Below are 18,840 nucleotides of genomic sequence, written 5' to 3'. Positions count from 1 at the left end.
AGCCATGAGCTCGACCGACACGGAGCGTGCCGAGCACTTGCGCGTGCTCGGGCTCAACGACGACGAGATCCTGGTCTACCAGCACCTGCTCCGGGCCGGCCCCTCGTCGATCGGTGAACTCGACGCGGCCGTCGCCGGCCGCGGGGTCCGCATCGACGACGTACTCGGCGGGCTGGTCCAGGCCGGCCTGGCGCGACGGTCGGGATCGGACCACGCGCGCTTCCTGCCGGTGCCTCCCGACGCGGGCCTCGAGGCGCTGACCCTGCGCCGCGAGTCCGAGCTGAAGCAGGCCCGGATCGAGGTGCTGAACGCGTACGACGAGTTCCGCCGGACCGTGCACAACGAGTCGACCACGCACCTGATCGAGGTGGTCAGCGGGACGGCGATCGTCGAGCGGATCAACCAGATCAAGGGCAGCGCGCAGCGCGAGATCCTGGCGATCGACTCCCCGCCGTACTACCTGGGCGCGGGGCCGAACCAGATGGAGATCGAACAGCTCAACCGCGGCGTCGCCTACCGAGTGGTCTACTCGCCGGAGTCCGTCGAGGTGCCCGGGTACCTGACCGAGAACATCCTGCCCTGCGTCGAGGCCGGTGAGCAGGCGCGCGTGCTGCCCGACGTACCGGCGAAGCTGACGATCATCGACGGCTCGATCGCGTTCGTGTCGATGTCGGTGCGCGACACCGACGTGAACCGGTCCCTGCTGATCATCCGCCCGAGCAGCCTGCTCACGGCCCTGATCGGCATGTTCGAGCTCTGCTGGCGCAACGCCCTGCCCCTGCACGCCTCGGTCGGCGCCGAGGACGACCGCCTCGAACCCATCGAACGCCGCCTCCTGGCCCTCCTGGCCACCGGCGCCGCCGACGACACCATCGCCCGCACCCTCGGCATCAGCCGCCGCACGTTCTTCCGGTACCTGGAACGCCTGATGAACCGCACCGGAGCCAGCACCCGCTTCCAACTGGCCCTCCACGCAGCCCGCGAGAACTGGCTGTAGACAAGAGGAGGGGTGAGGGAGGGGTCCGCCCCGCCCTGGCGACTTCGTCGCCGGCTCCGATCAACCTCCGCTCCAGGCGGAGCTTCGGCCGGCTGGGACCGGCCGGAGGCCGGGGCCGGCCAGGCCTCGGGGCGGCACCGCCTTTCCCACCCAACACCAGCGCCCGGTGTCCCCGCAGGGGACACCGGGCGCTGGACGTACTGCTGCTCAGGCCTTGACGAATTCCTTGGCTACGACCTCGGCGATCTGGGCGGTGTTGAGCGCTGCGCCCTTGCGGAGGTTGTCGCCGCAGACGAAGAGTTCCAGCGCCTGCGGATCGTCCAGCGACTTGCGGATGCGGCCGACCCAGGTGGGGTCGGTGCCGACCACGTCAGCAGGCGTCGGGAACTCGCCCTCGGCCGGGTTGTCGAACAGGATCACGCCCGGTGCGTCGCGCAGCACCTCGCGGGCCTCGTCGACGTCGACCTCGCGCGCGAACACCGCGTGCACCGACAGCGAGTGCGTCGTGATCACCGGCACCCGCACGCACGTCGCGGACACCTTCAGGTCCGGCAGGTTGAGGATCTTGCGCGACTCGTTGCGCACCTTGAGCTCCTCGGACGACCAGCCGTCCTCCTTGAGCGACCCGGCCCACGGCACCACGTTCATCACCAGCGGCGCCGGGAACGGCCCGAGCGCGTTGCCGATCACCCGGCGTACGTCGCCCGGCGTCGTGCCGAGCTCACGATTGCCCGCGACCTTCATCAGCTGGTCGTACAGCGCGTCGATGCCTTCCTGACCAGCACCGGAGGCCGCCTGGTACGACGCGACGACGAGCTGCTCCAGCTCGTACCGGTGGTGCAGCGCACCCATCGCGACGATCATCGACAGCGTCGTGCAGTTCGGGTTGGCGATGATGCCCTTCGGCCGGTTGCGCGCGGCCTCGGCGTTCACCTCGGGCACCACCAGCGGCACCTCGGGGTCCATCCGGAACGCGCCGGAGTTGTCCACCACGACGGCGCCCTTGGCCGCCGCGATCGGCGCCCAGTGCGCGGAGATCTCGTCCGGTACGTCGAACATCGCGACGTCGATCCCGTCGAAGGCGGCCTCGGAGATCGCGACCACCTCGACCTCCTCGCCGCGGACCTTCAACCGTTTACCCGCGGAACGCTCGGACGCGATCAGCCGGATCTCCCCCCAGACGTTCTCGCGGGTGGAGAGCAGCGTGAGCATGACCGTGCCCACGGCGCCGGTCGCGCCGACCACCGCCAGGGTGGGCAGGCCGGCCCGCTCGTCGATCGTGGAGTCCGCAGCGTTCACCGGGGTCACCGTCCTGTTCCTCCGTAGACGACAGCTTGGGTGTGCTCGTCGTCGAGGTCGAATGCGGTGTGCGCCGCGGTCACGGCGGCGTCCACCAGGTTCTCGTCCACGACCACGGAGATGCGGATCTCCGAGGTCGAGATCATCTCGATGTTCACGCCGGCGTCGGCCAGCGCCGAGAAGAACTTCGCCGAAACACCGGGGTGCGAGCGCATCCCGACGCCGATCACCGAGACCTTGCCGATCTGGTCGTCGTACAGCAGCTGCTCGTAGCCGACCTCGTCCTTCATCCGCGCCAGCGCGGACATCGCCCGCGAACCGTCCGAGCGCGGCAGCGTGAAGGAGATGTCGGTCCGGTTGGTGGCGACGGCCGAGACGTTCTGCACGATCATGTCGATGTTGGTCTCGGCGTTGGCGACGGTCTCGAAGATCCGCGCGGCCTCGCCCGGCTTGTCCGGTACGCCGACCACGGTGATCTTGGCCTCCCCACGGTCGTGGGCCACGCCGGAGATGATCGCCTGTTCCATGTTCTCAATATCCTTCGCATCGACGACCCAGGTGCCTTCCTTCTGCGAGAAGGAGGACCGCACGTGGACCTTGACGTTGTAGCGCCGCGCGTACTCGACGCAACGCAGGTGCAGGACCTTCGCACCGCAGGCAGCCATCTCGAGCATCTCCTCGTAGGAGATCATCGGGATCTGCTGCGCGGCCGGCACGATCCGCGGGTCCGCGGTGAAGATGCCGTCCACGTCGGTGTAGATCTCGCAGTAGTCCGCCTCGAGCGCGGCGGCCAGCGCGACCGCGGTCGTGTCGGAGGCGCCGCGGCCCATCGTGGTGATGTCCTTGGTGTCCTGCGCGACGCCCTGGAACCCGGCCACGATCGCGACGTGGCCCTCGGCCAGCGCGTCCTCGATCCGGCTCGGCGTGATGTCGATGATCCGGGCGTTGCCGTGCGCGGAGGTGGTGATCACGCCGGCCTGCGAACCGGTGAACGACCGCGCCTCGTAGCCCAGGTTCGCGATCGCCATCGCCAGCAGGGCGGCCGAGATCCGCTCACCCGAGGTGAGCAGCATGTCGAGCTCGCGCGGCGGCGGCAGCGGTGAGACCTGCTGGGCCAGGTCCATCAGTTCGTCGGTGGTGTCTCCCATGGCGGAGATGACCACCACCACGTCGTTCCCGGCCTTCTTCGTCGCGACGATCCGTTGGGCCACACGCTTGATGCAATCGGCGTCAGCGACCGACGAACCGCCGTACTTGTGCACGACGCGACCCACAGCTGTGTCTCCTCAAAGCTTGGTTCCCCAGCAGCTCACACTGGTTGCGGTTACGCCGTGCGGTCGCTTCCTCGGGGCAGCACCAGGCGTGTTCGTTCGGCTCATTCTAGCCGTGACCTTCTCGTTGTCTCCTGCCTGACCAGGACCTGGGCCACCCGTTCGGCGGCCGGCGGTACGGCGCGCAGGAACGCTGGCGGTGACTGCCCGGCACCGAAGACCTTCCGGGGAGTGGACCACTTGTTTATATAAGTCATCACTGAAATACTGGGCGCATGCACGCCTTCGACATCCTCGGCGACCCGGTCCGGCGCCGGATCCTGGAACTGCTCGCCGACGGGCAGCTGCCGGCCGGGCAGATCGCGGCCACCATCGGCACCGAGTTCGGCATCAGCCAGCCGGCCGTCTCCCAGCACCTGCGCGTGCTCCGCGACAACGGCTTCGCGACGGTCACCGTCGACGGGACCAGGCGCCTGTACGCCGTCGACACCGAACCGCTGCGCGAGATCGACGCCTGGCTGGACCGCTACCGCAAGTTCTGGACCAACCGCCTGGACGCGCTGGACACCGAGCTGCGCCGAGGCCGGCGGGCTGCGTCCTCCCCGCCGTCCTCGTCGTCCGCGTCCTCGTCGTCCGCGTCCTCGTCGTCCGCGTCGTCCGCATCCTCGTCGGAGGCTCCCGATGCCTGACCTCGGCCAACTCCTCGGCACCACCCGCAGCCTCACGCAGGCGGCCGACACCTACTCCGTCGTACTGCGACGCACCTACGACGCCGACATCCAGGACGTCTGGTCCGCCTGGACCACTCCATCCCGCCTCAGCCGCTGGCTAGGTCAGGTCACCGGCACCCGCGAGGCCGGCGGCACCGTCCACCTGACCATGTCCCCACCGGACCAGGACGTCGCCACCCTCCACATCACCGCCTGCGCCGCCCCCACCAACCTCCAGGCCCGCTGGACCTGGCCAGGCGAGCCCGACTCCACCGTCGACCTCCACCTAGAACCCGACGGCAGCACCACGGTCCTGACGCTCACCCACTCCCAGGTGACCGAGAAAACAGCAGTCGAGTATGGCTACGGCTGGGAGGACTTCCTCAACCGCCTCACCCACCTCCTCGCCGACCGCGACCCAGCAGCAGTCTCCTGGTCCGACGCCCAGCAACACCTGAAGCCGATCTGGGAAGCCCTCTTCCAACAAGCGTGACCTGAACCGCACTCCACGCAGCCAGCCACCCGCACCCCGGAGCCCAACCCAGCCAGCGAGTTCCCCAGCACCGCCCCCTCGGCACCACCGTCCACCGCAGCCGGGGCCCACATCAGCACGCGCTACCCCCTCGGCCCCAGCACCCGACTTCACCACCACCGAAGCCCCACGCTGTGCACCAACCAGTCACCGAGAACCCCCCACCCGTGGCTGACCCATGCACAAAGTCGCACCCTGCATCCGAGTCCCTGGACAGACCACACCGAGATGCCACCAAACACCTCGGTTGGCTCCTGCCGGCATACCCAGCAAGCCCCGCGATGAGCACGGCGGCGACCTGTACGGCGAACGCGGACGAGCTCACCCATTGGCTGCCACCCGCAGAACCAGCACGCCCCCCCTGAGTGGCGATCGCGGCTGAGCTCGCGTGACGCGTGGGCGCGGGGCAAGCGACGCGGGCGCAGAGTCGGACACGTGCCGCGTGCACGCACGTGGCACGCGGGTGCAGGGCAGGCCAACCCGGGTGCGGAGCGGAGCACGGACGACCTCCCCGACCGTGTCGTGCAACTGCGCCGCCGGCACGAACTCACCTGGCTCGCGCGGGTCCTCGACCTGCCAGTCGGTGTAGACCGACAGCGCGACGTACCGCGTGCGCGGCTGGGCACGAGCCGTTCGGCGTCATCATCGGCGCGCAGGTCACGCCTGCGCGAGGGGACAGGCGACGTGGGTGCTGGGTGGGCTTCTGCCGCGGATGCCGGATCGGCACAGTGCGTTCGGCGGAGTGAGCGGCGCACGCACGTGGAGCCTTCGGCGGAGTGGGCATCGGGCAACACACGCGACGCATGCGCCGTGTGTGAGATGCGTGTGGTGGTGCGGCGGGCGTGCTCACGCCGTACGTGGTGTGCGCACACGCAGGTGTTAGTGCGGTGTCCGCACGCGCGGGGTGTTGGTGCGGGCTCGGCTATTGGCGTGCAGGTGCAGTCCCCCGCGCTGTCCACCGGTGCGGCCGGCTCAGGCGACGGCTACCTCTTCGACCGTCGCCTCTTCGGACGGGCGGTGGGGTGGGATGTGGAGCAGCGACAGTGTGGCCAGCAGGGTGAGGATTGCGGCTAGTAGCCAGACGTAGCGGACGCCGAAGGTTTCGACGACGAGGCCGGCGACAGCCGAGCCGACGGCTCCGCCGACCATCGCGCCGCTGCCCATCCAGCCGAAGATCTCGGTGCGGACCGAGTCAGGCGTCATCGCTCCCAGGCGCTCGTACAACGCGCCGACCGTCGGCGCGAGGACGCAGCCCGACAGCAGCAGGGCGATGCCGAGCGACACCGGCGACCACGTCGCGAAGACACACGCGAGCATGCCGACCGACACCAGCAGCGAACGGCGCCAGACGAACGAGTTCCGTCGACCCGGCAGCGCGCCGACGATCAACCCGCCGGCGAGGCTTCCAACGGCCCACACCGTCTCCAGGACACCGGCGATCAACCGGTTCCCGTGGTCGTCGGCGAACGCGACGATCCCGAGCGACACCGACGCGAATGCGGTCACACAGAACGCGAACGCCAGGATCAACGGCAACCGATGCCGATGCCAGAGCAACTGCGGCGCGGTCAACCGCCGTACGGTCTCGTCGTGCCGCATCGCCGGCTGCTGCTGAACGCCGTACCACCAGACCGACACCAGTGCGAGGGCCGCAGCCGACAGCACGCCGGCCCGCGGGTTCACGAAGCTGACCACCAGAGCACCCAACATCGGCCCGATCGCGAACAGCACCTCCTGCGCGGTCGCGTCCAGCGCGTAGACCGCGCGCAACCGCGGCCCCTGGACCAGTCGCGGCCAGGCCGCCCGCAGTGTCGCGGTGATCGGTGACACGAACGCCCCCGCGAGCGCGGACACCACCGGCATCAACCGGTACCAATCGTTCGGCAGCAGAGCCAGCACGAACATCGCCAGGCTCCACCCCATCCCGGTCCCGATGACGACCCACTTGCCGCCTCGCCGGTCCGCCAGCCGCGACCAGATCGGCCCGCCCAGCGCCGTACCGATCGAGTACGTGCCCGCGACCACGCCCGCCCAGCCGAAGCTCCCGGCCGCGTCTTTCGCGAGGAACGACATCGGCACCGCCGACGCCATCACCGGCAGTCGCGCCACCAAGGCCGAGGCCAGCAGCGACGCCACCCCACGAGTTCTCCAGAGTGCGCGGTACGCCGACAGGTCCATGGACCGCATTCTGTCCTGTCACCTCAACCCCCCGCCTCAGGATTTTTCCCTACGCAGAACAAATACCATCCCTAGCTGTCACCGACAGTGTATGCGAACATATGTTCGTGCCCCAAACCGGCGAGGCGACGATCCTGCACGCCGACCTCGACGCGTTCTACGCGTCGGTCGAGCAGCGGGACGACCCGCGCCTGCGCGGCCGCCCGGTGATCGTCGGCGCCGGCGTCGTGCTCGCCTGCAGCTACGAGGCCAAGGCCCTGGGCGTGCGAACGGCGATGAACGGCGGCCAGGCGATGCGCCGCTGCCCGCAGGCGATCGTCGTCCAGCCGCGCATGTCGGCGTACTCCGAAGCCAGCAAGGCGGTCTTCAAGGTCTTCGAGGACACCACCCCGCTGGTCGAGGGCCTGTCGATCGACGAGGCATTCCTGGACGTCGCGGGCCTGCGCAAGATCGCCGGTACGCCGGTCGAGATCGCCACAAGGCTTCGAGCCCGAGTGCTGAGCGAGGTCGGACTTCCGATCACCGTCGGCGTTGCCCGGACCAAGTTCCTCGCGAAGGTCGCGAGCGGTGTCGCCAAGCCCGACGGCCTGCTCGAGGTGCCGCCCGACCAGGAGCTCGAGTTCCTGCACCCGCTCGCCGTCGAGCGTCTGTGGGGCGTCGGCGAAGTCACCGCCGAGAAGCTCCGCTCCCGCGGCCTGTCGACGGTCGGCGACGTCGCGATGTTGCCTGAGGCCGCACTGATCGCGATGCTCGGCCGCGCGTCCGGCCGACACCTGCACGCCCTCGCCCACAACCGCGATCCGCGCCCGATCGAGGTCGGCAAGCGCCGCCGCTCGATCGGATCCCAGCGCGCACTCGGCCGCTCACCGAAGTCACCCGAGACCCTCGACGCCGTGTTGGCCGGTCTCGTCGACCGAGTCACCCGCCGGATGCGATCGGCCGGACGATCGGGCCGGACCATCACGCTGAGACTGCGCTTCGACGACTTCACCCGCGCGACCCGCTCCCATACGTTGCCTCAGGCAACTGATCACACACGCACCCTGCTGGTCACCGCTCGCGCTCTGATGGCCGAGGCCACGCCGATGATCGAGAAGCAGGGCGTCACGCTCGTCGGCATCGCGGTCGGCAATCTGCAGAACGAGTCCGCCACCCAGCTGGCCCTGCCGTTCGACAAGGCCAGCAACGACGAGCTGGACAGCGCCCTCGACCACGTCAAGGACAAGTTCGGCATCAACGCGATCACCCGCGGCATCCTGCTCGGCCGCGACCAGGGCCTCACCGTCCCGATGCTGCCGGACTGACCGCGACCTCGGCCTCAAGGTCGTCCCGTACGACGGCCCGCAGCTTCCCCGCGACCACGACCGTCACCAGAGCGAGCACCCCGAACACCGCACCGATCCACCCCAGCACCGAGTACCCGGCCCCCGCGTCGAGCGCCAAACCACCAACCCACGGCGCCACCGTGATCCCGACGTTGAAGGCCGAGATGTTCACCGCAGCCGCCAGCGTCGGCGCCTCCCCGGCCAAGCTGAACACCCGCGTGTTCACCGCCGGATTGGTCGCGAATCCGGCCGCACCCAGCAACGCGATCGCAGCAACAGCAACGACCGGCTGCGCAGTCCACACAGCCAGTACGACGGACAGCACCACGACAGCCGAGAGCCCGACGTACAGGGTCTTGAACGGCCGCGCATCCGCAGTCCGCCCACCGATCGAGATGCCCACCAGCGCGCCCACGCCGTACAGGGCAAGCACCGCCGGCACCCAGTCGCTGCTCAGCCCGGTCACCTCGACCAGCAGCGGCGCCAGGTAGCTGAAGATCACCAGCAACGCGCCGACCGACAACGCCGTGGTCCCGTAGGCCAGCCACAGCGGAGGATTCGCCATCGCGCGGAACTCGTCGCGGATCTTCGGGACGCTGTTCGCCGACCGACCACCCGGCACCGTCGCCACGACCCCGGCCATGGCGATCGTCGACATCGCCGCGACTCCCCAGAACGCCGCGCGCCACCCGAGATGCTGGCCGATCACTGTCCCCAGCGGCAGCCCCAGAATCGTTGCCACGGTCAACCCACCGGCGAGGATGCTCATCGCCCGACCCCGTCGATCCGACGGCACGAGACCGATGACGGTGACCGAGGCGACAGCCCAGAACCCGGCGTACACAAAGGCCCCGACGACTCGGGTCACCAGCAGGACCTCGTAGTTCGGCGTCAGTGCGCCGGCTACGTGGGCCAGCACGAACACGGCAAGGAAGCTCAGCAACGCCGTACGCCGTGGCCAGCGCAACGTGACGACGGCGAGCACCGGCGCGCCGACCAGCATCCCGATCGCGAACGCCGAGATCAGCAACCCCGTGGTCGGAATCGAGACGCCGAGGTCGCTCGACAGCTCGGGCAGCAGCCCGGCGAGCATCAGTTCGGACGTTCCCTGGGCGAAAATCGCAAGGCCCAGCACGAAAATGGCAGGCGGCATCGAAGGTCCCCTCAGAAAGTTCAGTCAGACCAGGGCGGTCAGCGCGGTCGTCGCGACCGCGGTCAGCGCGGCCCGATCGGTCCCACCGCGCGCCAGCACCCGGATCCCGCAGATCGTCGCGACGACGAACTGCGCCAGGCTGCGGGCGTCCTTGTCCGCAGCGATTTCCCCATCACGCTGGCCGGCCTCGATGGCCGTCGTGAGCGCGATCAGGCGGATCTCTTCATCCACCCGCAACTGCTCGGCGATCACAGCGTCGTGCGGCGCGAGCTCGATCAGCGAGTTGACCACCAGGCAGCCGGCCGGCTCATCAACAGGCGGGTCCACAGCGCCGTCCAGCATCGTCCGGATCTTGACCGCTAAAGGCAGGTCGCCGGCCAGCAGCTCCAGCGTCGACCCGGTCTTGCGGTCGATGTACCGCGCCAGCGACCGCTCGAACAGCTCGTGCTTGCCGGCGAAGGTGTTGTAGATGCTGCTCCGCCCGAGCCCGGTCGCCTCGCACAGGTCCTGCGTCGAGGTGCCCTCGTACCCGTGCGCCCAGAAAGCGCGCATCGCCGCCTCGGTCGCGGCGTCCTCGTCGAACGTCCTGGGTCTGGCCATGCGCACCAGGTTAGCACGATTTTGGATCGATCAGTTCAGAATTCTCTCGGGTAGCCGATCTCGGCCAGGTCCTCCTTGAGATCGCCCAGCCGGCGGTTCCGGTTGAGGATCGTCACGACGTACTCCGAGAGCGGCATCAGCGCGTAGACGTGCCGGATCGCGTCCAGATCGAGCGCGACCTCGTAGTACTCCTCGGCGAAGGTGAGATAGCCCTCCGGTCCCTCGGTCAGCAGCCCGAAGAGCCGCTCGGCGCCGTCGTCGCCCTTCGGCTCGACAGGCCCGGAGACCCAACGGTCCTTCTCCGGAGTGCGCCAGAAGCACACCGTCGCGTTCAGGACGCCGCCCTCGTCGTCCCGGAAGGCCGGCTCGTCCCGCGCCGCGTGCAGCTCGGGCGGGAGGCCGTCGACCAGCCCGGGCCAGAGCTCGCCGTTGTTCCCGTACGGCGACATCTCCGACTCGTGCGCGAACCCGCGCGCGAACACCCCGTCCGGCGAGAACACGATCGAGTACTCGTCGCCCGACCCGTCGACCATCAGCGCGGCCTCCTCGGTCGCCGACCAGCGCGCATCGAACGAGTAGTACCGGTACGCCGGGTCCTCGCAGACGATCAGGTCCAGTACGGCGAGCGCGCGGCTGATCCGCCGTACGGTCGCGACATCGGGCAGCCGGGGCAGCAGTTCGTGAACAGACACCCGGTCATTCAACCGGTTCGTGCCGACATCTCCATCACCGACCGCCGGTGGATCAGTGGTTCTCGTCGAACAGGCGGCCGGCGTACCAGGTGAGCGCGGAGCGGAGCTCGCCGATCTGGCGGAGCCGGCGGCGGCTGGTGGCGCCGTGCGCAACCGGGAAGACGCGGTGACCACCGTGGAAGCGGCGAGGTGACGCGGGCAGGTCGGCGGCCCGGGCCGGGTCGAGCCAGACGACCAGCCAGACGCGTCGGGAGTGACCGACGAGGCGGATCCGCGAGACGCCTGCCCACGGGACGAAGCCGGTACGGCCGGAGCGAGTGGCGGTCAGGCCGTCGGCGTTCACGACGAGGCGGACTTTGCGGGCGAAGAGGAACGGCACTCGGAAGGCGAGGAACCAGAGGCCGACGAGGCTGATCAGCCAGCAGACCAGGGCTTGCCCACCGAAGCCCATCTCGGCGGAGTACGAGGAGAACCGGCCGGTGGCGATGGTGAACGTCAACAGCCAAAGGGACATCAGGATCGAGTACGTCCGGCTGGTGGTGAAGGTAGGGCCGACGGGTACTTGTCGTACGGGTGGTTGCTTCTTCTCTCTTTCGATCGGCAAGCGAGCCGGAGCTGGTGGGTCCGCGAACGGCCTCTGCTCCACCCGCGTCGGCGCCGGCGCGGGCAGCTGCATGGTGCTTGCCATAGGCAACGGAACGGGATGCGCCGGACTCAACGCCTTCAGTACTTCGCCCGGCGTCGGCCGCAATTCCGGCCTGCGCTGCAGACACCCGCGAACCACCCCGCCGACGTCATCAGGCAGCGGCGGAATCAGCGGCTCCTCGTGCACGACGCGATGCATCATCGCGCTCAACGGCCCCCGCCCGAACGGCCCCTGCCCGCTCGCCGCGAACACCAGCACTCCACCGAGCGAGAACAGATCCGACGCCGGCCCGATCGCGCCGCCGGTGATCTGCTCGGGCGACAGGTAGCCCGGCGTACCGACGACGATCCCCGTGGCGGTCAGGTTCACGTCCTCGAGCGCCCGCGCGATGCCGAAGTCGATCACCCGCGGCCCGTTGTCGGTGAGCAGGATGTTCGACGGCTTGAGATCGCGATGCACCACCCCGGCGCGATGGATCGCGACCAGCGCCTCCGCCAGCCCCGCGGCGACGTACCGCAGACCGTCCGGCCGCAGCGGCCCTTGCCCATCAACCGCCTGCTGCAACGTCGGACCCGGCAGGTACTCCGTCGCAAGCCACGGCCGCGCGGCATCCGGATCGGCGTCGACCACCGCGGCCGTGAACGCTCCACCGACCTTCCGAACCGCCTCGACCTCTCGTCCGAACCGCGCGCGGAACCCCGGATCGTCGGCGAGCTCGGGCCGGATCACCTTCAGCGCGACCAGCCGCCCGCCCGGCGACCGCGCCAGGTGAACGGTCCCCATCGCACCGCTGCCCAGCCGCGACTGGACCACGAACGGACCGACCACCGCCGGGTCCTCGTGCTGCACTCGCGCCTCCTCGGCCTCACCGGCGACTCACGCTATCCCACCCCGGGGAATATTCGGAGGCCTGCGCACGCTCCGTTGAGACGACTGGTCATTTTGCTTTCTGGGAGAGGGATGATCGTGATGACCGCACCGGCTGTGAAGGCGTTCCCGCTGAACTACTTCGGCATCGCCTTCGGTCTGACCGGCCTCGCCGGTACCTGGACCGCCGCGAGCGACGCACTCGAGCTCAACCGGGCCGCCGCCAACGTTCTCTGGCTGGTCGCCCTGGCCGTCTGGCTGATCAGTCTGGTCCGCTACTTCCGCGGAGCCCGTACGCCGAAGCAGGTGCTCGCTGACCTCGATCACCCGGTCCTCGGCCCGTTCGCCTCACTCGTACCGACCACCGGCATGCTGTACGGCGCAGCGCTGAGCCACTACGCCCCGACTGCCGGGCGGGTCGTCGTACTGGTGATGTTCGTCCTCGGCCTGGCCGTGGCGACGCTGTTCTTCACCAGGCTGCTGGTCCGCCAGCGTGACATCGACCAGCTGCACGCCGGGTACCTGCTGCCGACTGTGGCGGCCGGTCTGATCGGCGGGCAGAGTCTGGCGACCGTCGGACTGCCTGGGCTCGGCTACGGGTCGTTCGGCGTCGGCATCCTGATGTGGCTGCTGCTCGGCGCTGTGCTGCTCGGTCGCCTGGCCTTCCGGCCGGCGCTACCTGCGGCGCTCGTCCCGACGCTGGCCATCTTCGCGGCGCCGCCGGCCGTTGGCGGGAACGCCTGGTTCGCTCTCGACGGCGGGAAGCCTGACCTGTTCCAGCACGCGCTCCTCGGCGCATTCGTGCTCCTGATCCTGGCGCAGCTCGCGCTGGTCCCGACGTACGCGCGGCTGCCGTTCGGCCTGGGCTTCTGGGCCCTGACCTTCACCACCGCGGCCAGCGGGACGTACGGCATCCACTGGCTCGCCGCGACCGGAGTACCGGGCGCGGACGTCCTGACGGTCGTCGTACTGGTCCTCGTGACCGCGGTGATCGGCTGGATCGCCGTACAGTCCGTGCGGCTCGTGCTCAGCGGCGCTGGACGGCTTCCTCGGCGACCTCGACCAGTTCACGGTCGGACGCCTCAGTCTCCGGATCGTGCGCCGGCTCCAGCCGGTCGTGGGCGATGAGCGACTGGATGGCCCGCAGTACGGCGCTCGCCGCGGCGCCCCAGGTGGAGACGTAGGAGAACTGCCACCACCACAGCGCCTCGATGATCCGGCCGGACTGGTAGTGCGCGAGGCCGTGCACCAGGTCGGTCGCGATCGCGGTCAGGTCGTCGGAGAGCCGGTTGACGGTGATCTCCGGCGGCGCGGCGTACGGGTCGAAGACCTCGGCGTACTCGTCGAGTCCCTCGAACAGCACCGCGAGCCGGTCGCGCATCGCGTCCAGGTCCGGATCCGGTCCGGCGTCGCTCTCGAAGCGCTCCGCCGGGACGAAGTCCTCGAACGCACCGAGCCGGCCACCGGCCAGCAGCAGCTGGCTGACCTCGAGCAGCAGGTACGGCAGCGAGGCGAGTCCCTCGTCGACACCGTCCTCGTCGGGCTGGGCCGCGATGTCACGCACCGAGATGAGGAAGCTCTGCACCTGGTCCGCGATCTGCTCCGCGAACTCGGTCAGGTCCTCGTTGTCGGTGTCCAACGCGCGTTCCGCAATATCGGTTGATTCAGTCATCGATCGATCGTCGCCCTTCAAACGCCCGTCCGAGTGTGACCTCGTCGGCGTACTCGAGGTCACCGCCTACAGGTAGTCCACTGGCCAAACGAGTAACCCGCAACCCCATGGGCCTGAGCAACCGGCTCAGGTACGTGGCAGTCGCCTCACCTTCGAGGTTCGGATCGGTGGCGAGAATGATCTCGGTCACCTCGCCGCTGGCCAGCCGTTGCATCAGTTCGCGGATCCGGAGCTCGTCCGGCCCGATGCCCTCGATCGGCGAGATCGCGCCGCCGAGCACGTGGTAGCGGCCGCGGAACTCGCGGGTCCGCTCGATCGCGACCACGTCCTTGGCCTCCTCGACCACGCAGATCAGCGCGAGGTCGCGGCGCGGGTCACGGCAGATCCGGCACTGCGTCTCTTCCGAGATGTTGCCGCAGATCTCGCAGAACTTGACCTTCTCCTTGACCTGGATCAGCACGTGGGACAGCCGGCGGACGTCGGTCTCGTCAGCGGCGAGCAGGTGGAACGCGATCCGCTGCGCGGACTTCGGACCGACGCCGGGGAGCCGGCCGAGCTCGTCGATGAGGTCCTGGACGGCCCCTTCGTACACGTCAGACCGGGTTCTGACCGGGCTCGGAGCCCGGACGCGTGAACCCGAAGTTCGGGCCCTGGTCGTTGCCCGGCAACTGCTTGCCGGGGAGCTGATCGTTGCTCTGCACGGTCTCCGGAGCACCGCCACCGAATCCGGGCAGACCTCCACCCAGACCACCGGCGAGCGGCCCCATCGCGCGGGCCGCCACCTCCTTGGCGTTCTCCGAGGCGTCCCGTACGGCGGCCACGATCAGATCGGCCAGCGTCTCGGTGTCGTCCGGGTCCACCGCCTGCGGGTTGATCGTCAGGCTGAGCAGCTCGCCCGTCCCGGAGACCATCGCGGTCACCAGACCACCACCCGCGGTGCCCTCGACCTCCTGGTTCTCCAGGTTGGCCTGAGCCTCCATCAGCTGGCTCTGCATCGCTTGTGCCTGTGCGAGCAGCTCGGACATGTCAAAGCCCCCGCCCTGCCCACCGCCATCGTCGAACACGCGATCTCCCGTCGGACTCTTCCGCTTGCCCCTGAGCCTAGCCGGTCGTTCCGACAACCCCAGCCCCGGTCAGTGACCGAGCGGAAACCGATATGTGTCCACACCCTGTGGGCGGCACTTATCCACAAGATGTGGAAAACATGTGCACACCTCAGCGCGCTCATCGCCGCCTTTTCTCATCCACACCCCGTCCCCAACCCTGTGGACAACCTGTTGACACCCGCGCCCTGCGGCCGGCACCCGGGCCCTGCGGCCGACGCCTCGGCCGACGCGGCTCGTGCCGCCAGCCGCCCTCAGCCCACTTCCCGGCCCGGCCCGGCCCGCCCTGCCCCGCCTCACCGGCCTGCCCGCCCCGACCCGCCTCACCGGCCTGCTGGCCCCGACCCGCTTCGCCGGCCGGCCCCGCCCCGGCAATCCTGCGGGCATGCCGAAGCAGCCCATCGCCAGGACGGGCTGCTTCCCCCAAGCCGCCGGCTACCTCGGCGACCGCACCTGCCGAACCTCAGTTCGGCTCCTCGCTAGTTCGGCTCTTCGTTGATGATCGAAGCCCCGAGCGTCTCCCGCAGCAGATCGGTGTGCGACCGGGAGTCCTCCTCGAGGACGACGTCGTCGTCCCCGATCGCCATCGCCTCTTCCTCAGGCGTCAACGGCACCTCCTGAACCTCCGGCGCCGCCGCAGCCTTCCGCGCCTGCTCAGCCGCCACCGCAGCCTCAGCCGCCCGCCGCTTGCTGGCGGCCTGCTCCCGCCGGTCAACCTCAGGCGCCGCCGAGGGAGCCGGCGGCCCACCCGCCTGCTGATCCGCCTGCAGCGGAACCCTCACCTCACCAGCAAACTCCTGTACGGCGACCGCCCCACCCGCCGCGGCCCCAACACCTCCGGGGCCAGGCGCACCAACCGCCCCATCACCCCAGCCGGCGCCACCGCCGCCCGCGCCACCGCTGCCCGCGCTGCCGCCACCGCTGGCCGCGCTGCCGGCGCTGCCGGCGCCACCGTTGCCCGCGCTACCGCTGCCGGCCGAAACCTCCTGCGCAGCCGCCCCGGCGCCTCCGACGCCTCCGGCGCCCGGGCCTGCAATGCCACCGCCCGCCGCGCCACCTGCACCGTTCGCACCAGCACCGGCGACCTCCGCACCGCCAGTACCAGCGAACCCATCGTCCGCGGCCCCGCTCGTCCCGCTTGGCTCGCCGTACCCCGCTGAACCATTGACCCCAGCGCCACCTCCCGGCGCCTCGTGCGCAGCCGGCCCGGCGCCCGGCCCGTCAGCACCAACGCCTCCAGAGCCCGACCCTCCGTCGCCCGACCCTCCGGCGCCCAGCCCGTCGGTCCCTGCACCCGCGGCTCCCGCACCACCGCCATACGAACCACCGGCCGCGCCGCCACCGTGCGAACCAGCAGCACCACCTTGGTCGCCGTAGCCCGCAGCGCCACTCCCATCGCCGCCGGCACCACCAGCATCGCCGTACGACCCACCAGCACCCGGACCACCGGCCCCCGGCTGACCCACCGACGGAGCCTGATCCCACGACGAACTAGGCGGCGCGGACGGCGGCGCAGGCGGAGGCGCCGCTCCCGACCCAGCCCCTGGATCGGTCGACGGATCAACCACTGCCTCGACCCGCCGGTTCAACCCGATCGTGTCGATCATCGCCTGCCGCAAGATCTCGTCACTGCCGGACCGCGCAAAGCTCTCCCGAGCCCCCGCGTTCACCAGCCCCAACGTCAGGATCTGCTCATCGACGGCGATCACCTGAGCGTTCTGGCTGAGCATGATCCAAGCGAACCGCCGCTTGCTCTTCACCGCCTCCAGCACCTCGGGCCACAACCGCCGAACATCCGCCAGCCCCACCGGTCCGCTCGAAACCGGCGCAGCCGCAGCCGGCGCCACCTGCGCAGCCGCCGTTGACTGCCCACCACTCACCGGAGCAGCAGAACCGGACTCATCAGCCCAAGCCCCAGTCCGATTCCCACCACCCGAACCAGCACTCGCAGGCGCCGAACCCCCACGCCCAGCTCCAGCCGCAGCACCCGCCGAACCGGCTCCACCGTTGCCACCCGCCGGGGACGCCCCACCCGCCGTACCAGCCCCAGTACTGCCAGCCCCACCACCGGAACCAGAACCACCAGCCCCGGCAGCGCCAGCCGGTCCACCAGCACCCGGCGCCGAGCCATCAGCAGCTCCCGCCGCCGTTCCGGCCGGGCTCGCATCGCCCGCCGCCGATCCACCGTCCGCGCCAGCACCCCGACCATCAGCCGAACCGCCAGCACCCGGCGCACCAGCTCCAGCCGAACCGCCAGCACCCGGCGCACCAGCTCCAGCCGACCCGCTAGCACCAGCTCCGCCCGGGCCACCAACAGCACCCGCTGCACCAGTGCCAGCCGACTCGCCAGCACCAGACCCGCCCGGCCCACCAACAGCTCCCGCCGCCGCACCCCGACCAGCACCCGGCCCAGCCACTTCAGCCGACCCCGAGCCACGCCCATCCGCAGCCGCCGTACCACCCGGCCGCGCAACCGGCGCAGCCGGCGCCGCTTCCGCCGTACCAGCAGGCACCCCGATCGTGAACCGTCGCTCCATCCGATCCAGCCGGGCCTGAATCCCGTTGGTCGAGTCATCAGCTCCCGGCAGCAGCACCTTCGCGCAGATCAGCTCGAGCTGCAGCCGAGGCGCAGTCGCCCCGCGCATCTCCAGCAACCCTGCCGCGACAATGTCCGCGGCCCGAGTCAGCTCAGCCGCGCCGATCCCAGCGGCCTGGGTCTGCAGCCGCTCGCCCTGGTCCTCCGCCGCCTCGATCAACCCGGAAGCGACCGCATTCGGCACCGCCGACAGAATCACCAGGTCCCGCAGCCGCCGCAGCAGATCCTCCGCGAACCGCTTGGGATCCTGCCCCGTCTCGATCACCTTCTCGACCGTCTCGAACACAGCCCGGCTGTCGTGCGCCGCAAATCCGTCAACGCACGCGTCCAACAACGAGTCCGGCGTAAACCCGAGCAGCGCGACCGCCAACTCGTACGTCACGCCCTCCGGCCCGGCTCCACCGATCAGCTGGTCGAGCACACTCAGCGAGTCACGCACCGACCCGGCACCAGCACGCACCACCAACGGCAGCGCGGCCGGCGCGATCGCCACGCCCTCGGCCTCGCACAGGGTCGCCATGTAGTCCCCCAGCGCCTTCGGCGGCACCAGACGGAACGGGTAGTGGTGGGTCCGGGACCGGATCGTCCCGATCACCTTGTCCGGCTCGGTCGTGGCGAAGATGAACTTGAGGTGCGGCGGCGGCTCCTCGACCAGCTTCAGCAGGGCGTTGAAGCCCTGCGTCGTCACCATGTGCGCCTCGTCGATGATGTAGATCTTGTAGCGGCTCTCGACCGGCGCGAAGAACGCCCGCTCCCGCAGGTCCCGCGCGTCGTCGACACCACCGTGCGAGGCCGCGTCGATCTCGATCACGTCGATGCTGCCCGGCCCACCGCGCGCGAGGTCGGTGCAGGACTTGCACACCCCGCACGGCTCGGCGATCGGGCCCTTCTCGCAGTTGATCGCCCGCGCCAGGATCCGCGCGCTGGTGGTCTTGCCACACCCGCGTGGACCGGAGAACAGATAGGCGTGGTTCACCCTGTTGTTGCTCAGCGCGTTGCGCAGCGGTGCCGTGACATGGTCCTGCCCGATCACCTCGGCAAACGTCTCCGGGCGATACCGGCGGTACAACGCAAGAGGTGCTTCCACGACCGCAACCCTAGCGCCGAGCGCCGACATTTCCTCCCCAGCCCGTCACGCCCAGCGATTCCACTCGGTACGACGTACCAACCGTCTCCCGCACACCGCGCAGCCCCACCAG

Annotated in this window: 16 protein-coding genes; 5 read left to right on the top strand and 11 right to left on the bottom strand. The window is 69.8% G+C overall.

Annotated features, from left to right (window positions below; translation table 11 throughout):
- Positions 1-4: 4 nt before the first annotated feature.
- Positions 5-997: a TrmB family transcriptional regulator gene (locus tag ACYVIO_RS08505; protein ID WP_460650103.1), complete on the top strand. Its 993-nt coding sequence runs from the start codon at positions 5-7 to the stop codon at positions 995-997.
- Positions 998-1,204: 207 nt separating this feature from the next.
- On the opposite strand, the gene ACYVIO_RS08500 is transcribed toward ACYVIO_RS08505, so the two are convergent.
- Together ACYVIO_RS08500 and ACYVIO_RS08495 are read right to left on the bottom strand one after the other, a co-directional pair.
- Entirely contained in the window at positions 1,205-2,305 is a 1,101-nt protein-coding gene (locus tag ACYVIO_RS08500; protein ID WP_460650102.1) for an aspartate-semialdehyde dehydrogenase, read from the bottom strand.
- Entirely contained in the window at positions 2,302-3,570 is a 1,269-nt protein-coding gene (locus tag ACYVIO_RS08495) for an aspartate kinase (protein ID WP_460650101.1), read from the bottom strand. Before ACYVIO_RS08495 ends, ACYVIO_RS08500 begins: the two co-directional genes overlap by 4 nt.
- A gap of 272 nt (positions 3,571-3,842) precedes the next feature.
- Between ACYVIO_RS08495 and ACYVIO_RS08490 the strand changes: the two genes are divergently transcribed.
- Both ACYVIO_RS08490 and ACYVIO_RS08485 read left to right on the top strand, forming a co-directional pair.
- The gene (locus ACYVIO_RS08490) at positions 3,843-4,256 is read left to right on the top strand and encodes an ArsR/SmtB family transcription factor (RefSeq protein WP_460650100.1); all 414 of its coding nucleotides are present in this window, start codon (positions 3,843-3,845) and stop codon (positions 4,254-4,256) included.
- Complete coding sequence (locus ACYVIO_RS08485; protein WP_460650099.1) at positions 4,249-4,770, top strand: SRPBCC domain-containing protein; 522 nt, start codon at positions 4,249-4,251, stop codon at positions 4,768-4,770. Before ACYVIO_RS08490 ends, ACYVIO_RS08485 begins: the two co-directional genes overlap by 8 nt.
- 1,011 nt (positions 4,771-5,781) lie before the next feature.
- Here the strand turns inward: ACYVIO_RS08485 and ACYVIO_RS08480 are convergent.
- Positions 5,782-6,987 carry an MFS transporter gene (locus ACYVIO_RS08480; protein ID WP_460650098.1) on the bottom strand — a complete coding sequence of 402 codons (1,206 nt, stop codon included), beginning with the start codon at positions 6,985-6,987 and terminating at the stop codon, positions 5,782-5,784.
- Between the two features lie 101 nt (positions 6,988-7,088).
- On the opposite strand from ACYVIO_RS08480, the gene dinB reads away from it, so the two are divergent.
- Positions 7,089-8,291, top strand: coding sequence for a DNA polymerase IV (gene dinB / locus ACYVIO_RS08475; RefSeq protein WP_460650097.1), 1,203 nt, complete (start codon positions 7,089-7,091; stop codon positions 8,289-8,291).
- Here dinB and ACYVIO_RS08470 read toward each other — a convergent pair.
- From ACYVIO_RS08470 to ACYVIO_RS08455, 4 genes are read right to left on the bottom strand one after another with little or no spacing between them, the layout of a single operon-like run.
- Positions 8,266-9,465 (bottom strand): Cmx/CmrA family chloramphenicol efflux MFS transporter, encoded by a 1,200-nt coding sequence (locus ACYVIO_RS08470; RefSeq protein ID WP_460650096.1) that lies wholly within the window; start codon positions 9,463-9,465, stop codon positions 8,266-8,268. The genes dinB and ACYVIO_RS08470 overlap by 26 nt on opposite strands.
- Before the next feature lie 24 nt (positions 9,466-9,489).
- A complete protein-coding gene (locus tag ACYVIO_RS08465; protein WP_460650095.1) occupies positions 9,490-10,065 on the bottom strand; it encodes a TetR/AcrR family transcriptional regulator in 576 nt (191 codons plus the stop codon).
- A gap of 35 nt (positions 10,066-10,100) precedes the next feature.
- Positions 10,101-10,757 carry a hypothetical protein gene (locus ACYVIO_RS08460; RefSeq protein WP_460650094.1) on the bottom strand — a complete coding sequence of 219 codons (657 nt, stop codon included), beginning with the start codon at positions 10,755-10,757 and terminating at the stop codon, positions 10,101-10,103.
- 52 nt (positions 10,758-10,809) lie between these two features.
- Positions 10,810-12,252, bottom strand: a complete 1,443-nt coding sequence (locus ACYVIO_RS08455; protein WP_460650093.1) for a protein kinase domain-containing protein — start codon at positions 12,250-12,252, stop codon at positions 10,810-10,812.
- A gap of 120 nt (positions 12,253-12,372) precedes the next feature.
- On the opposite strand from ACYVIO_RS08455, the gene ACYVIO_RS08450 reads away from it, so the two are divergent.
- Positions 12,373-13,398: an SLAC1 family transporter gene (locus ACYVIO_RS08450; protein ID WP_460650092.1), complete on the top strand. Its 1,026-nt coding sequence runs from the start codon at positions 12,373-12,375 to the stop codon at positions 13,396-13,398.
- Here ACYVIO_RS08450 and ACYVIO_RS08445 read toward each other — a convergent pair.
- The 4 genes from ACYVIO_RS08445 to ACYVIO_RS08430 form a co-directional block, all read right to left on the bottom strand.
- A complete protein-coding gene (locus tag ACYVIO_RS08445) occupies positions 13,298-13,942 on the bottom strand; it encodes a DUF5063 domain-containing protein (RefSeq protein ID WP_460650091.1) in 645 nt (214 codons plus the stop codon). The two genes, ACYVIO_RS08450 and ACYVIO_RS08445, sit on opposite strands and share 101 nt — an antisense overlap.
- A complete protein-coding gene (gene recR / locus ACYVIO_RS08440) occupies positions 13,935-14,534 on the bottom strand; it encodes a recombination mediator RecR (RefSeq protein ID WP_460650090.1) in 600 nt (199 codons plus the stop codon). Before recR ends, ACYVIO_RS08445 begins: the two co-directional genes overlap by 8 nt.
- A 1-nt stretch (position 14,535) precedes the next feature.
- Positions 14,536-15,006, bottom strand: coding sequence for a YbaB/EbfC family nucleoid-associated protein (locus ACYVIO_RS08435; protein WP_460650089.1), 471 nt, complete (start codon positions 15,004-15,006; stop codon positions 14,536-14,538).
- Positions 15,007-15,524: 518 nt separating this feature from the next.
- Complete coding sequence (locus ACYVIO_RS08430) at positions 15,525-18,758, bottom strand: DNA polymerase III subunit gamma and tau (protein WP_460650088.1); 3,234 nt, start codon at positions 18,756-18,758, stop codon at positions 15,525-15,527.
- Positions 18,759-18,840: the final 82 nt, after the last annotated feature.

The sequence above is a fragment of the Kribbella endophytica genome (assembly GCF_054781295.1).
The sequence above is the reverse complement of the archived record's forward strand: the minus strand, read 5'-3'. Positions and strand labels throughout refer to the sequence as shown.